General features: G+C 57.7%; 11 protein-coding genes. 1 reads left to right on the top strand and 10 read right to left on the bottom strand.

The genetic code is table 11. The features are described from left to right. Positions 1–117: 117 nt before the first annotated feature. The 6 genes from ACRTGH_RS03495 to ACRTGH_RS03470 all read right to left on the bottom strand — a co-directional run bounded on the left by ACRTGH_RS03495 (position 118) and on the right by ACRTGH_RS03470 (position 7,268). Positions 118–1,059: a transketolase family protein gene (locus ACRTGH_RS03495; RefSeq protein WP_368846848.1), complete on the bottom strand. Its 942-nt coding sequence runs from the start codon at positions 1,057–1,059 to the stop codon at positions 118–120. Between the two features lie 2 nt (positions 1,060–1,061). Further along, positions 1,062–1,913 carry a transketolase gene (locus tag ACRTGH_RS03490; RefSeq protein WP_368846849.1) on the bottom strand — a complete coding sequence of 284 codons (852 nt, stop codon included), beginning with the start codon at positions 1,911–1,913 and terminating at the stop codon, positions 1,062–1,064. A gap of 170 nt (positions 1,914–2,083) precedes the next feature. After that, complete coding sequence (araA, locus tag ACRTGH_RS03485; protein ID WP_368846850.1) at positions 2,084–3,508, bottom strand: L-arabinose isomerase; 1,425 nt, start codon at positions 3,506–3,508, stop codon at positions 2,084–2,086. Positions 3,509–3,547: 39 nt separating this feature from the next. Beyond that, entirely contained in the window at positions 3,548–4,246 is a 699-nt protein-coding gene (locus tag ACRTGH_RS03480) for an L-ribulose-5-phosphate 4-epimerase (RefSeq protein WP_368846851.1), read from the bottom strand. Positions 4,247–4,258: 12 nt separating this feature from the next. Beyond that, positions 4,259–5,860: a xylulokinase gene (locus tag ACRTGH_RS03475; protein ID WP_368846852.1), complete on the bottom strand. Its 1,602-nt coding sequence runs from the start codon at positions 5,858–5,860 to the stop codon at positions 4,259–4,261. Between the two features lie 28 nt (positions 5,861–5,888). Beyond that, entirely contained in the window at positions 5,889–7,268 is a 1,380-nt protein-coding gene (locus ACRTGH_RS03470) for a sugar porter family MFS transporter (RefSeq protein ID WP_368846853.1), read from the bottom strand. A gap of 223 nt (positions 7,269–7,491) precedes the next feature. Here ACRTGH_RS03470 and ACRTGH_RS03465 point away from each other — a divergent pair, with 223 nt between their 5' ends. Then, a complete protein-coding gene (locus tag ACRTGH_RS03465) occupies positions 7,492–8,514 on the top strand; it encodes a LacI family DNA-binding transcriptional regulator (RefSeq protein WP_368846854.1) in 1,023 nt (340 codons plus the stop codon). Positions 8,515–8,731: 217 nt separating this feature from the next. On the opposite strand, the gene ACRTGH_RS03460 is transcribed toward ACRTGH_RS03465, so the two are convergent. From ACRTGH_RS03460 to murA, 4 genes are all read right to left on the bottom strand, one after another. Then, positions 8,732–10,411 (bottom strand): carbon starvation CstA family protein, encoded by a 1,680-nt coding sequence (locus ACRTGH_RS03460; protein WP_368846855.1) that lies wholly within the window; start codon positions 10,409–10,411, stop codon positions 8,732–8,734. A 146-nt stretch (positions 10,412–10,557) separates the two neighbouring features. Then, positions 10,558–11,619 (bottom strand): NADH:flavin oxidoreductase, encoded by a 1,062-nt coding sequence (locus ACRTGH_RS03455; RefSeq protein WP_368846856.1) that lies wholly within the window; start codon positions 11,617–11,619, stop codon positions 10,558–10,560. A 174-nt stretch (positions 11,620–11,793) separates the two neighbouring features. Further along, positions 11,794–13,257 (bottom strand): ArnT family glycosyltransferase, encoded by a 1,464-nt coding sequence (locus tag ACRTGH_RS03450; RefSeq protein ID WP_368846857.1) that lies wholly within the window; start codon positions 13,255–13,257, stop codon positions 11,794–11,796. After that, entirely contained in the window at positions 13,254–14,525 is a 1,272-nt protein-coding gene (murA, locus tag ACRTGH_RS03445; RefSeq protein WP_368846858.1) for a UDP-N-acetylglucosamine 1-carboxyvinyltransferase, read from the bottom strand. Before murA ends, ACRTGH_RS03450 begins: the two co-directional genes overlap by 4 nt. Positions 14,526–14,687: the final 162 nt, after the last annotated feature.

The raw sequence follows: 14,687 nt of genomic DNA, 5'->3' as shown, positions 1-14,687 counted from the left end.
TTGCAATGGTTCAAACCTCATCCTACAGCGTACAGCGAATGGAATCGCTCTTGTGTGAGTTTTACGGAAGCAATGAAGTACACCCAGATGGCAATACTGCATTTGTCAGTGAAACCTTTATTGGGGAACGAACTCCTTGACCTCCGCAGCAATCGCATCCGCTGTCAGACCAAACTGTTTCAGCAGCTCCGCCGCAGGACCCGAGTGCCCGAACTCGTCCCGCACGCCCATGCGGTGGACGGGGACGGGGGCGTGCTCTGCCGTGACACCTGCAACCGCCTCGCCGAGCCCGCCGATGATATTGTGTTCCTCGACGGTGACGATCCTGCCGCATTCTTTCGCCGCACGGATCACAAGCTCTTCATCCATCGGCTTGATCGTTGCCATGTTGATGACGCGTGCCTTGATTCCCTCGGCAGCAAGACGTTTTCCTGCCTCCATTGCCTCCGGCACAAGAATGCCCGCAGCTATGACGGCAACATCCGTCCCATCCTGCAAGACTTCTCCCTTGCCAATGGTGAATGAGAAGGACTCGTCATGGTAGATCGGCGTCGCCGCACGACCGAAGCGGATGTATACAGGTCCCTCCATCTCATAGGCAGCATACACCATCTTGCGTGCCTCTACATCATCCGAAGGGCACATGACCGTCATGCCGGGAATCGTACGCATGAGGGCAAAATCCTCGCAGCACTGATGCGACGCGCCATCCTCTCCGACGGAGATGCCGCCGTGCGTCGCACAGATCTTGACGTTCAGGTGCGGATAGCCAATGGTATTGCGCACCTGCTCATAGGCGCGTCCCGCTGCAAACATGGCAAAGGTTGAGACAAAGGGAACCAGCCCCATCGTCGATAGCCCCGCGCCGACACCGACCATATTGGACTCCGCAATACCACAGTTGAAATGGCGTTCCGGGAACGCTTTCTTAAAGGTGCCGCTCTTCGTAGCTCCCGCGAGATCCGCGTCCAGAACAACGATGTTCGCGTGCGCTTTCCCCAGCTCTGCCAGTGCGTTTCCATAGCTGTCGCGCGTTGCAATTTTCTTCACATCCGCCATGCTCATGCCTCCTCAATCGCCTTGCGAATCGCGGCAAGCTCCGAAAGTCCCTGCGCGAGTTCGTCATCATTGGGCGCCTTGCCATGCCAGCCGGCATTGTTTTCCATAAAGGAAATGTCCTTGCCCTTCACGGTCTTCATCAAAATCACCGTCGGCTTACCCGTGCCCTTGTTCGCATGGAACGCCTTGAATGCTTCCTCGATGGCATTGTAGTCATGACCGTCGATTGTGATAACTGCGCAGCCGAACGCCTCGAATTTCGCGTCAAGTGGCGCCGTATTCATGACGTCTACAGTCGCGCCGTCAATTTGAAGACCGTTGACATCGACTGCAATGCAGAGATTGTCCAGTTTATAATGGGCGGCAAACATCGTTGCTTCCCATACCTGTCCCTCGGCAAGCTCGCCGTCCCCGAGAAGGGTGTAGACATGGATGTCCTTCCCGAGATGCTTGGCGCCTTTTGCCATACCCGCCGCCGTTGATATTCCCTGACCGAGCGAGCCGGTGGACATATCTACGCCTGGTGTGAGGTTCATATTCGGATGCCCCTGCAGGCGTGCGCCGATGTGACGAAGCGTCAGAAGTTCATCCACAGGGAAGAAGCCGCGATTGGCAAGCGTCGCATAGAGGCCGGGCGCGACGTGCCCCTTGGAAAGGACGAAGCGGTCGCGGATTGGCTCGTGCGGGTTCTTCGGATCTACGCGCATTTCCTTGTTGTAGAGATAGGTAAAATACTCCGTCGACGAAAGAGAGCCGCCCGGATGTCCGCTCTTTGCCGCATGTGTACCGCGCAAAATGCCTTCGCGCACCTTTACTGCGAAAAGCCGAAGTTTCTTCTGTTCAGCCGGTGTCATAAAACTCCTCCTTGCCAATCCATACATCATACACGGAATATGCATTTTAGGAATCACTGATAAATTCAGCCCCCATCTTCACACATCGGCGCTGTCTTCATGCCTTGTTCAGCACCGCCGTTTTGACGCCCGTACTTCATCGAAAAACCGGACGCATGGCAAAGGCCATATCAGCAGATTTCGACGAGATCGATGCCGAGCATGACGGCGAGGTCGCGGATCTGCTCCTCCGTCAGACGGAAGGAGAGAACGGTGTGATGTCCGCCGCCTGCCTTGATCCAGGCAATCGATCCTTTCTTCAGCCCGATCTTAGGCGTCCAGAGCTGCTTGGCAACGGGCAGATGCGGCGTTTCCTCCTCCGCCTTGCGGCAGTCGACGGGATAGCTGATGAGACGGAAGCCGTCGCGGAAGTCTGCAATCGTTACATTGATTCCTTCGCCGTCCGAACCGGTGAAGACGAGGCGTGCAGGATCGTCCTTGCCGCCGATATCGAGCGGGTGGACCTCGACGCGCGGCTTGTCGCTCGCAATCGTCGGGTCGACTTCGAGCATATGCGCACCGAGAATCGCTTCATGTCCCCTGCGCAGGTCGAGCGTATAGTCCTCCATGAAGACCGTTCGGTCATTGTGCGCCATGATCTTGAGGAGGCGCGAGAGTGCTGCGTGCTTCCAGTCGCCCTCCGCGCCGAATCCGTAACCCTCACGCATGAGGAGCTGGACGGCGAGCCCGGGGAGCTGTTTCATCCCTTTGAGATCTTGGAAGTTCGTGCAGAACGCATGGTAGCCCTTGTCCTCGAGGAAGGCCTTCAGTCCGAGGTAGCAGTGCAGCTGATAGCGCACGGATTCTTCGAATTTCTCGGGGGAATTCGACTGCGGCGTGAGTTCATAGTCCTCCTTCAGTTTCGCATACGCCGCATCAATCGCTTTTTCATCGACTGCGTCGATGACCTCGACCAGCTCGCCGACCGGCCAGTAATCCACCGTCCAGCCAAGGCGGATCTGCGCCTCCACCTTGTCGCCCTCCGTAACGGCAACGTCGCGCATCGTGTCGCCGAAGCGGCAGACGCGGATGTGGAAGCTCTCGTTGTAGGCTACGGCGACATCCTGCCAGTCTGCGATCTCCTTCTGCACATCCTCATCGCCCCACCAGCCGTAGACGATCTTGTTGTCAATGCCGAGTCGGGCATTCAAATAGCCGTACTCGCGATCGCCGTGTGCGCTCTGATTCAGATTCATGTAGTCGAAGTCGATCGTTGCATACGGAATCTCGTTGAGATACTGCGTCGCGAGATGGAGGAGCGGCTTTTGCAGCAGGACGGTGCCGCGGATCCAGTTCTTGGCGGGCGAGAACGTGTGCATCCAGGTAATGACGCCTGCAACCTCATCGTGATAGTTCACGTCCTTCATGAACTGTGTGATCCCGTCCGCCGTCGTCATAATGCCCTTGCAGACGACTTTGTACGGCAGCTTTCCGCTTGCGTTCAGCTTGTCGACAACATCCTGCGCGTTGCGCGCCACGTTCGCCAGCTGCTCTTCACCGTAGAGGGACTGACTGCCAGCAACGAACCAAAACTCATAATCTTTTACCTGCAACATGATACTCTCTCCTTTTCTTATATCCATCAAAGCCTGTGATCAGGCATTCTGTCCATAATAGGCGTTTGCGCCGTGCTTCCTCAGATAGTGCTTGTCCAACAAATACTGCGGAACGCGTGTGTTCCCGCGTTGGAGCGTCATCGTACGGTAATTCATCTCGGCAACGAGGTCGAGCACTTTTGCATTTTCGACCGCTTTCTTCGTCGTCGCCCCCCATGTAAAGGGACCGTGCTGCTTGACGAGCACCGCGGGCACTGCCGCGGGATCGATTCCTCGACTGCGGAAGGTGCGAACGATGACCTGCCCGGTATTTTCTTCGTAGGCGCTCTCTATCTCTGCTTGCGTCAAAGCTTCTGTGACGGGAATCGTGCCGTAGAAATTATCCGCGTGGGTCGTCCCCATCGCCTCGATTTCGACGCCTGCCTGTGCAAAGGAGACCGCCCACGAAGAATGCGTGTGGACAATGGCGTTGATTCCTGAAAACTCCCGATAGAGAACCCTGTGGGTCTGTGTGTCGCTCGATGGGTTCATCGTGCCCTCGACGACATTGCCGTCCAGATCGACGACGACCATGTCCTCGGGACGGAGTTTCTCGTATTCCACCCCCGAGGGCTTGATGACGAAAAGTCCCTTGTCACGATCCAGGCCCGAGACATTCCCCCATGTGAATGTGACGATCCCGAGCTTCGGCAGCATCATATTCGCCTCATAGACCTCCTGCTTGAGTTCTTCCAGCATGAAAATCCCCCCTTATTCGTCCGCCAAAACGCCTGCCGACTGCTCGACGGAGAGCGCCGCCTTGTAACGCTCGATGAACTTCTCACAGCCTTCGACGCCCATGGGTTCAGGCATCAGCGTCGTGCTTTCGGCACTCCGAAACACCTGCTCATCGAGGAAATCCGCCAGTGCCGGTTTTTCCTCACGCGCTGCGAAGGAGGCGAGAACCGCCATGCCCCAAGCGCCTCCTTCGCTCGCCGTATTCATCACCGTGATCGGCAAATTGAGCGCGTTCGCCAGAACCTGCTGCGCGATGATCGGCGTCTTGAAAAGTCCGCCGTGTGCGATCATGACCTCTGTGCGGATGCCCTCTTCGCGCACGAGGATGTCCATCCCGATCTTCAGAGGTGCAAACGCCGAATACAGCTGAGAGAGCATGAAGTTCGGCAGATTCATACGACTGTGCGGCGTCCGCAGGAAGAGAGGGCGTCCGTTCTCCACCTCCGTGATGTTTTCACCGGAGAGGCAATTATAGTTGAGGAGCCCGCCCGCATCCGGCTCCGCCTTCGCCGTGTGGACAAAGAGCAGATGATAGAGCTGATCCGGTGCCACCTGTTGTCCAAGGTACTGGGCGAAATCTCGAAAGAGTCCGATCCATGCGTTGATGTCTGACGAGCAGTTGTTCGTGTGCACCATCGCAACAGGCGCACCCTCGGGCGTCGTCACAATATCGATGTCGCGATGCACTTGGCGCAGCGGTTTCTCAAGCACGTTCATCGAGAACGCCGACGTGCCCACCGAGATGTTGCCTGTCCGTTTGCGTACGGCGTTCGTGCTCACCATGCCTGTTCCTGCATCGCCCTCCGGCGGCGCCATCTGCGCTCCTGCCGAGAGCCTGCCGCTCGGATCGAGAAGGTGCGCTCCCTCCGGCGTGAGTCTGCCCGCGCTCTCGCCTGCCCGCAGGACGTGCGGCAGGATGTTTTCAATCTGCCACGAGCACGCTTTGACCTCGGGGAGCACGGAGAAGGCGGCGAGCATATCCGTGTCATACGACCCTGTTTTCTCATCGATGGGGAACATCCCCGAGGCGTCGCCTATGCCGAGCACCTTCTCGCCCGAAAGCTGCCAGTGCACATAGCCTGCGAGTGTTGTGAAGAAATCGAGCTCCTTTACATGTTCCTCTCCGTTCAGAAGAGCCTGATAGAGATGTGCGATGCTCCAGCGCTGCGGAATGTTGAACTGCAGCTTATCCGTGAGGATGGCTGCCGCCGCGCTTGTCATATTGTTCCGCCATGTGCGGAATTCTGCGAGCTGCTTGCCCTCCCGATCAAAGGGGAGATATCCGTGCATCATTGCGCTGATGCCAATCGCGCCGATCTTTTCGATCGGCACATGATAACGGCTCTGCACATCGGCGGCAAGATGCGCGTAGCATGTTTGGACTCCTGTCCAAACCGAAGGGAGCGCGTACGTCCAGATCCCGTTTTTCAAGTCGTTTTCCCACGTATAGCTGCCGGAGGCTATTGTCTGAAAGTCCGCGTTGATGAGCACCGCTTTGATCCGCGTCGAGCCGAACTCGATTCCGAGAACGGTAGCGCCGCTTTCGACAGCAGCGATATTCTGTTTGAAATCCATATCGAAAACCTCCTAACACAAGATGTAATTATCGAACTCCCTGCGACTCAATCTCCTCGAGTGTGCGTCCCCGCGTTTCCGGCACGAACTTCGTGACGAAAAGAACGCCGATGAGGCAGATAACGCCGAAGATGGCAAAGACGGCAGCTTGTGAAAACGCGGCGGTCATGATCGGAAACATGAGCCCGACAAGGAACGAACCGATCCAGTTGAAGGACGATGCCAGTCCCGACGCACGTCCGCGAATAGCAAGCGGAAAAATCTCGCCGACGAGAACCCATGTGAGCGGCGCCCATGTAAATGCATAGAACAGAACATAAATGGACAGGAATACGACGATCATGATCGGATCCATATCCGGGAAAATCATCTCGAGAATCGTCGGGAGGATGAACGACAGCCCCATGATGAGACCGCCCGTGCGCAGCAGCGTGCGGCGATTAAACCGATCGGCAATGACGAGGAAGATCAGCGAGCCGAGAACGAGGAGAATTCCCTGAATGATCGGCCACATGAGCTGTGAACTGGCAGTCTGGCCGGTCGCTTTTTCCACAATCAGCGGAATGTAGTAGAAAATCGCATTTGCACCCTGGAATTGCTGGAACGCGGCGACGCCGACGCCCGCTGTTACGAGATAGCGGTATTTCGACTGAAGGAATACGCCCCACGAGTTTTCTGCACGTGCTGCAGATTCTTCCTTTGCCGTCTCGCAAATCTGATGAAGCTCTGTCTCGACCTCATCGTCCGGCCGTATGAAGCCGAGCACCCGCCGCGCGTCATCAATTTTGCCGCCGCGTACGAGGAAACGCGGCGACTCCGGCAGGCGCAGAACCCCGAGGAAGAGGATGATTGCAGGAACGGCTGCCAATCCGAGCATGAGACGCCATGCAAAGGTTTCCGGCAGATCCTTGAGCATATAGTCTACAATGTACGAGAGGAGCATGCCCGAGACGATCATCGTCTGGTTGATGCCGGACAGGCGGCCGCGCAGCTTTGCAGGCGCCATTTCCGACATATAGGCGGGGACGAGCGCCGATGCTGCACCGACTGCTAGGCCGAGCAGGACGCGGACGCCGATGAGATAATAGGAACCGTTATGCGGTGCAATTCCCGAAAGAATTGATCCGACTACAAAGATCAGTGCGGACAGCAGGATCATCTTGCGCCGACCAAGGCGATCCGAGAGCTGGCCCGCAAACGCTCCGCCAAAGATTGCGCCAAGCATGACCGACGAGGTGATCCAGCCGATGATGCTCGCATCCCCGTGGAGATCCCAGTCGTTTTGGAGAAACGGCAGAGCTCCTGTCATAACCCCGATGTCATAGCCGAACAGAATCCCGCCGAAGGATCCAAAAAAGTAGATAAACGAACTGGGAATTTTCTTTTCAGTGACAGCATTGTTTTCCATGAATGCCCCTCCTATTCATAGTCGCTCTTACCTCTCTATGTGCTCGAGCACGCTTTTAAATATAAAGTATCATAAAAAAGTCGACTAGTCAATAGTAAAATAAATGTTTTTTTCTTTTAAAATAATATTGTGCTCGAGCAAAAAAGAACATAATTGATACAATAAAGGAATTGTAAAACTTCGAAAAAATCGATATAATAAACCCATACAAAAGGAGTGCATTATGATTACTATCAAACAGATTGCAGAGATTTGCGGCGTGTCGCGCGGCACGGTCGACCGCGTCATCAACGGGCGCGGCAAAGTCAAGGAGGAGAAGCGTGCCCTCATCCTCAAAACGATGGAGGAATTCGGCTATCGGCCGAATCCGGCGGCGCGTGCTCTCGTCTCCCAAAGACAAAGCCCCATCGTCGGCATCATTATCTCAGCCAGTGAGATCCAGTTCTTTGTGCCCGTCATTCGCGCGCTGCGCAAGGCCGCCTCCTATTATGAACGCTTTGGGCTGCGAGCGGAGTGGCACCTCCTCACTGGATACAGCTCCGTCGACCAGTGCGCCGCCATCGCTGCTTTGCGGGAGAAGGGCGCAGAGGCAGTCATCATCAACCCGATCAGCGAGCCGGAGGTCATACAGGCACTCGAGGACTGCATTCAAAGCGACATCTTTGTGATCGCTCTCAACAACGATTTTGAGTCCGACATCCCCCATGTCTATGTCGGCAGCGACTATGCTGCAGGAGGGCGTACGGCAGCGGCGCTCCTGCGCAAGCTCCGCACGGGTTCGATTCATGCGGGAGTGATCTACAGCGGCGTACGTATGCTCGGCCACATGCACCGTATCGAAGGCTTCCGTGAGCGCCTCACAGCGGAGAAAGGCTGCACACTCTCTGCGATGGCGACGAGTTTTGACGATGATATAAAGGCGTATGAGAGCACTCTTGGAATGCTTGAAGAGCACCCCGAAATCAACGCCGTCTTCATTGCATCATCGGGTGGAGCGCACGGCGTTTGTCAGGCGCTTGTCAAAAAAGGACGCACCGCGGACATCACCGTCGTCACTTTCGACGTCATTCCCGCCATCCGCAGCGCCATGCACAGCGGCATCATCGACGCCGCCATTTATCAACATCCACGTCGTCAGGGACAGGTCGCCATGCAGATCGCCTATGACCGCCTCATCAGCTGTATCAAACCTACACGCAGCAAACATCTTATGCAGAACGAGATTCGAATTCTTGAGAATCTATAAAGGATAAAGGCAGTTGTGTGCCATGCACCTAAAAGCGTATCATGGCATTTCTGCAGCACCATAAGAAAACAGCCCATCCGGGCGGATGGGCTGTAAAATGTTGGCGTTATGTTTTTTGTTTTATTGAAAGGGGCTGCCGGATAAGTCAGATTCGACTTGTCCGGCAGCCCTTTTTGGCTATGCTGTGAAAAATGGCGGCGCTTTCCGTCGAGGCAGGTCATTCAGCTTCGACGGGATGCTCGGCCTTGCCTGTGACGAGCTCGACGGCGCAGTGCTTGACGACGAGGAGGGCGAGTGTCATCAGCGCCAGGGCGAGGATGAGCTGCAGGCCGTCGACCATGAAGACGAAGCCGCCGTTCAGGATCTTGCCGTAGATGCCGTAGACGCTCATGACGAGCGCCGTCATTGTGACGAGGAACATGAAGGTCATCGGCACGTAGAGCATCCAGCCCTTGCGCTCCGTTGTGCGCAGGAAGACCGCGATGCAGATGAGGACGAGTGAGGCAAGAAGCTGGTTTGCTGCGCCGAAGAGCGGCCAGATGCTCATGTAGCCGGCGAGGCAGAGCATGTAGCCGAGTGCGAGCGTGATGGCCGTCGCGATGTACTTGCTGCGCAGGATGTGGACGACGGCGCTTTCCGTTTCGTCGGCGGCGGGCGCCAGAAGCTCCTGGAAGGACATGCGGCCGATGCGTGCGACCGAGTCGATGGTCGTCATGGCGAGAGCCGAGACGCACATCGTCATGATGCAGGCGGCGACATGCTGGGGCAGGCCGAACTGGACGAAGAAGCCGGAGACAGCGCCGGCAAAGATCTGGAACGGGGTGCCGTCCGGCAGCTTGCCGCCCGTTGCCGCCGAGCAGACGATGACGAGGGCGACGACGCCGAGGAGCGATTCGACGAGCATTGAGCCGTAGCCGACGGGCAGCATGTCGCGCTCGTTCTCAATGGATTTGGAGCTTGTGCCGGAGGAGACGAGGCTGTGGAAGCCCGAGACGGCGCCGCAGGCGATGGTGATGAAGAGAATCGGGAAAAGCGACTGCCCCTTGACCTCGAAGGCGACGAAGGCAGGCATTTCGATGACGGGATTGGCGACGAGAACGCCGAGGACGGCGCCCGCGACCATGCCGAGAAGCAAGAAAACGCTCAGGTAGTCGCGCGGCTGCATGAGAAACCACATGGGCAGCACGGCGGCGATGAAGCAGTAGGCGAAGACGACGTAGCGCCAGACCTGTGCATCGAAATAAAGCGGATAGGAGATGCCGACGGCGAGCATGGCGATGATGAGAGCGACGGCGACGGCGAGCTTGACCGCGCCCGATGGCCTTACGCGGCGGATGAAGAGGCCGAAGCCCATCGCCACGAAGATGTAGAGCATGGAGATGGAGGCTGCCGCCGCATTCGGCACGGCGAGGCTGCCGTCCTTGGCAAAGCCGTTGAAGGTGTTCGCGACGATGTCGGCGAAGGCGGCGATGACGAGGAGCGTGAAGAGCCAGCAGAAGAGCAGGAAGAGGCGTCGCCCCGTCTTGCCGATGTACTGCTCGATCAACATGCCCATCGAGCGCCCTTCGTTGCGCACGGAGGCATAGAGTGCGCTGAAATCCTGCACCGCGCCGAAGAAGATGCCGCCGAGGAGCAGCCAGAGGAACGCGGGCAGCCAGCCGAACATGGCGGCGATGATCGGCCCCGTAATCGGGCCGGCTCCTGTGATGGAGGAAAACTGGTGCGCAAAAACGGTAAAGCGCGAAGCGGGGGCGTAGTCCTGCCCGTCCTCGAACTTTTTCGCCGGCGTCAGGGCGTTTTCGTCGATGCCCCAGGTCTTTACGAGCCAGCGTCCGTAAAGCATGTAGGAGACGAGGAAAACAGCGATTGCACACCCGACAAGCATAAGTGCATTCATGAAAAAATCCTTCTTTCCTTGGATGTAAATGATAGATACGAAAGTTAATATAGCACTTATAGAGTCGAGTGTCAACTTGTAAAGTTCGATAAAGTTGTAAAGATGTAAGCTTTAAGGACATATCTCCTTAAAGCCTTTACAGTAAGCTAGGCCATCGGTTTTTTTCGGTGCAGCACGCAGCGTGTGCCCGGGTGCATTCGGGGCAGCACGAAGCAGCGGTTGCAGGAGAGACAGCGGGAATTTTCCCCGGCGAGCGCTTTGGTGAAAAAGCTGCTGTCAGAGATCAGGGGACGGCCGAGGGATACCATGTCGAGACCGGCGGTGAGGACGGCTTCCATATCGGCGAGTGAGCGGACGCCGCCGACGAGGCTCAGCGGGAGATCGACGGCGGCGCGCATCTTTTTGGCGCGTTCGAGGTAGTAGAGGCGCGCTGTTTTCGGCAGGTTGATGAAGTCCGCGCCCGAGAGCTCGACAAGGGCGACGCCGAGCGCCTTACATCGTTCGAGGTAGAAGCGCAGGTCGGCTTCGTAGGCGGTATCCGCCCCTTTTGTATCGCTGTTGATCTTGACGAGTATGGGGAAGTCCTTGCCGCATCTTTCCTGGATGGCTTCGATGATCTCAGCGAGAAGGCGGAAGCGTCCCGAGGCGTCGCCGCCGTACTCGTCCGTACGCGCATTGAAGAAGGGGTCGAGGAAGCGCGAGACGAGGTAGGAGTGGGCGGCATGAATCTGCACGCCGTCCGCGCCGCCTTTTTGTGCGCGGACGGCGGCTGTTGCGAAGGCTTTGCTGAGAGAGGCGATCTCTTCCTGCGTCATGGCGCGTGCTGCGCGGTCTTTTTTCAGGGGACGTGCCGAGACGTCGGCGAGGTCTTCCGTATCAATGGCGCGCGGCCCTGCATGGCTCAGCTGCACGACGAAACGTGCCCCCGCTTCATGCGTGAGGGCAGCGGCGCGCCGGATGTCCTCGACGGCGGCATCGTCGAAGAGGTTCAGCTGCTCTTCGTTCGCGCGTCCGCCGCGAGCGACGCAGGCGTGTCCTGTGATGATGAGGCCGACGCCGTTTTGCGCCAGTTCCTCATACATTTGGAAATCGCCTTCGCCCATGCGGCCGTCTGCCGTACCGAGAAAGCTGTGTACGGCGGAGCGGATGATGCGGTTTTTGCATTTGAGGCCGGCAAGGGCAATCGGTTCTTCGACGGGGCTTTTCATAAGCGATTCCTCCCAAATAAAGGCATCTCGGATGCACTCAGCCGCTCGTCTTCTCACATCTGTGCGAATCGGGGCGGCTTCCTTTTATCAGCGATTCCTAAAATTTTGCGCCTGCTCCGGAAGTTGTTTCCCGGGGCAGGCGCAAAGCAGAACATACAGGGGCGGCAGCCGGCATCAGTCTTTTTTAGCCGGACGCCAATAGAGGCTGGCTCCTGAGCCGTCCTCGGGCGAGGCCGCCACGAGCTGCCATTCGCTCTCGTCGAGTGCGGCAGGGAAGCGCGGCTGGCGCTTCTTTTTTTTCACGAGCATGTAGATGTCGCGGTCATAGGACAGGTCTTCGATGGCGAAGTACGGCATGACGTTCGTGGTCGTCCAGCTCATGCTTTTCGGCTTTGCGTCCTCGATCTGATCGCGCGGCAGCAGGCGGAACATCTCGTGTCCCGTGTAGTAGACTGTGGAGGTGCTGTAGTCACCGAAGGCCGTGAGCATGTCGCCCTCCTGCAGGCGCTCCTTCAGGATGGGCGCGAAGGGCTTGCCGGAGACGCCGCCGCTGTTCGTGCGGGGGATGGCAAGACCGAAAGTCAGCGCGATGAAGACGGCGAACATCACCAGCAAGATGCGCTGCATGAGTTTTTCGTGACGGATGAGGAGCCGCGCCGTGAGGATGGCGATGGGCAAAAGCCCCGGCAGCGTGTAGGTCGAGTACTTCGTCGCCATGAGCTGGTAGAAGACGTTGATGACGATCGCCCAGAGGAGCAGGAAGCGCTCCCGATCGTCCAGGACCGGCAGACGCCGTTCCTTCCAATAGCGGCGGAGCGCCATGGGAAGCGAGAAGCTCCAGGGCAGGAAGCCGAGGAAGAAAATCGCGATGTAGTAGTACCAGACGTCCCACATCGGATGCTCGGAGACCGTCGCGCGCAGGACGTTGTGCACGCCGAGGAAGGTGTCCAGGAAGGCGCTGCCGTGGATGCGGTACATCGCATAGTACCAGGTGCTGGAGACGAGGAAGAAGAGGATCATGCCGCCGATGGGCTTCATGCGCAGCACTTCGGCGAAGTTTCGTTTCCAGCAGATGAAGAGCGTCACGATGAGGCCGGGCAGAAGGATGCCGATGGGGCCCTTCGTGAGCACGGCGAGCGCGGCGAAGAGATACGAAAGCCAATAGAAGCGCTTGTTCCCTTGCCAGCCGAGGAAAAAGAAAACGAGCACGGCGTTGAAAAAAACGAAGAGCGTCATATCCGTGATGATGGCCTTCGACAGAATCCAGTATTCGAACGAACTGCCGAGGATGGCGGCTGCCCAGAAACCTGTGCGCCCGTCGTATATGCGGCGGGCAAAGAAGTAGGTGAGAAAAAGCCCGAGAAGCCCGAAGACGGCAGGGAAGAATCGCGCTGCGAAGTCCGTCTGCCCGAAGAGGGAAAAGGCTGCGATCAGCTCCCAGTAAAAGAAAGCAGGCTTGTCGTACCAATAATTGCCGTAGATGCGCGGCGAGAAGAAATCGCCGCTGGCGAGCATTTCTGCCGCCGTTTCCGTGTAGTTCGACTCGACGGGATCCGTTACGGCGATGGAAGAATTGCCGAGGAAGTAGAGGAGACCGAGGCAGAGGAGCAGGATGATGTGCTTTCGTCTTTCTGTCATGTGCCGTTCTCCGTGCGGCGGATATCTGCGCCGAGGCCGACCAGTTTTGCCACGAGGTTGTCATAGCCGCGGTCGATGTGATGGATGTAGCCGACCTGCGTCTCGCCCTCTGCGACAAGCCCGGCGAGCACCATGGCGGCGCCTGCGCGGAGATCGGTCGCCTTGACCTGGCAGCCTGTGAGGTGGCCGACGCCCTCGACGACGGACGTGCGCCCGTCGATCTTGATGGCGGCGCCCATGCGCTTGAGCTCGTCGACGTGCATGAAGCGGTTCTCAAAGACCGTTTCCGTCACAAGACCGGAGCCTTCCGCCACAGCGAGAAGCGCCATGAACTGCGCCTGCATGTCCGTCGGAAAGCCGGGATAGGGCATGGTCTTGATGTCGACGGCCTTCGGGCGGCGGCCACAGACGACGCGGATGCCCTCGACATGCTCCTCGATGGTCACGCCCGCTTCCTTGAGCTTGGCGATGACCGGCTTCAAATGTTCCGAAATGGCGTTTTCGATGTAGACGTCGCCCTGGGTCATGGCGGCGGCGACCATGTAGGTGCCTGCCTCGATGCGGTCCGGAATGATCGTATAGTTGTGTCCCGTGAGCTTTTCGACGCCCTCGATCTTGATGACGTTCGTGCCTGCGCCGCGCACCTTTGCGCCCATGACATTGAGGAAGTTTGCGAGGTCGACGATTTCAGGCTCCTGCGCGGGGTTCTCGAGAATGGTTTGCCCCTTGGCCATCGAGGCCGCCATCAGGATGTTCTCCGTCGCGCCGACGCTGGGAAAGTCGAGGTAGATGCGCGCTCCCTGCAGCCCGTTTTCAGCGCGTGCCTCGATGTAGCCGTGGCCGATATCGATCGTTGCGCCGAGAGCCTCGAAACCCTTGAGATGGAGGTCGATGGGACGCGTGCCGATGGCGCAGCCGCCCGGCAGGGAAATTTTCGCATGGCCGAGGCGTGCGAGCAGAGGCCCCATGATGAGAAAAGAGGCGCGCATCTTGCGCACGAGCTCATAAGGGGCCTCCGTGCGGACGATTTCGCTGCTGTCCACGGTCAGCGTGTTGGCCGCTTTGTCGAACGATGCCCGCACGCCGAGCGCCTGCAGCACGTCTGTGATCGTATGCACATCGTCGAGCGCCGGGACTTCTTCCAGTCGGCTCGGCGTGTCCTGCCCCAGAAGTGTCGCGGCGATGATCGGCAGCACCGCATTCTTCGCGCCGCTGATTTTCACGCGCCCCTTGAGGCGGCAGCCGCCTTGTATGATCAACTTTTCCATTGAAGTTCTGTTTCCTCCCCAATACACCCAATACAGCACTTTTTAGTTTACCATGAAACCCCAAGAAGTCAAGCCAAAGGCGCAGACTGATTGGCTAGGTTTCTGTAAGGGCGGGGCACAATGTCCACGAAGTGGACGTTTGTGCGTGTAGTTTACCATGAA

Origin of the sequence: Selenomonas oralis, assembly GCF_051603425.1 — a bacterium.
Taxonomy (GTDB): domain Bacteria; phylum Bacillota; class Negativicutes; order Selenomonadales; family Selenomonadaceae; genus Selenomonas; species Selenomonas sputigena_A.
The sequence above is the reverse complement of the archived record's forward strand: the minus strand, read 5'-3'. Positions and strand labels throughout refer to the sequence as shown.

Coding starts and splice junctions, on each gene's coding strand:
- ACRTGH_RS03495 (WP_368846848.1), bottom strand. CDS start 1,059: ATGGCGGATGTGAAGAAAATTGCAACGCGCGACAGCTATGGAAACGCA.
- ACRTGH_RS03490 (WP_368846849.1), bottom strand. CDS start 1,913: ATGACACCGGCTGAACAGAAGAAACTTCGGCTTTTCGCAGTAAAGGTG.
- araA (WP_368846850.1), bottom strand. CDS start 3,508: ATGTTGCAGGTAAAAGATTATGAGTTTTGGTTCGTTGCTGGCAGTCAG.
- ACRTGH_RS03480 (WP_368846851.1), bottom strand. CDS start 4,246: ATGCTGGAAGAACTCAAGCAGGAGGTCTATGAGGCGAATATGATGCTG.
- ACRTGH_RS03475 (WP_368846852.1), bottom strand. CDS start 5,860: ATGGATTTCAAACAGAATATCGCTGCTGTCGAAAGCGGCGCTACCGTT.
- ACRTGH_RS03470 (WP_368846853.1), bottom strand. CDS start 7,268: ATGGAAAACAATGCTGTCACTGAAAAGAAAATTCCCAGTTCGTTTATC.
- ACRTGH_RS03465 (WP_368846854.1), top strand. CDS start 7,492: ATGATTACTATCAAACAGATTGCAGAGATTTGCGGCGTGTCGCGCGGC.
- ACRTGH_RS03460 (WP_368846855.1), bottom strand. CDS start 10,411: ATGAATGCACTTATGCTTGTCGGGTGTGCAATCGCTGTTTTCCTCGTC.
- ACRTGH_RS03455 (WP_368846856.1), bottom strand. CDS start 11,619: ATGAAAAGCCCCGTCGAAGAACCGATTGCCCTTGCCGGCCTCAAATGC.
- ACRTGH_RS03450 (WP_368846857.1), bottom strand. CDS start 13,257: ATGACAGAAAGACGAAAGCACATCATCCTGCTCCTCTGCCTCGGTCTC.
- murA (WP_368846858.1), bottom strand. CDS start 14,525: ATGGAAAAGTTGATCATACAAGGCGGCTGCCGCCTCAAGGGGCGCGTG.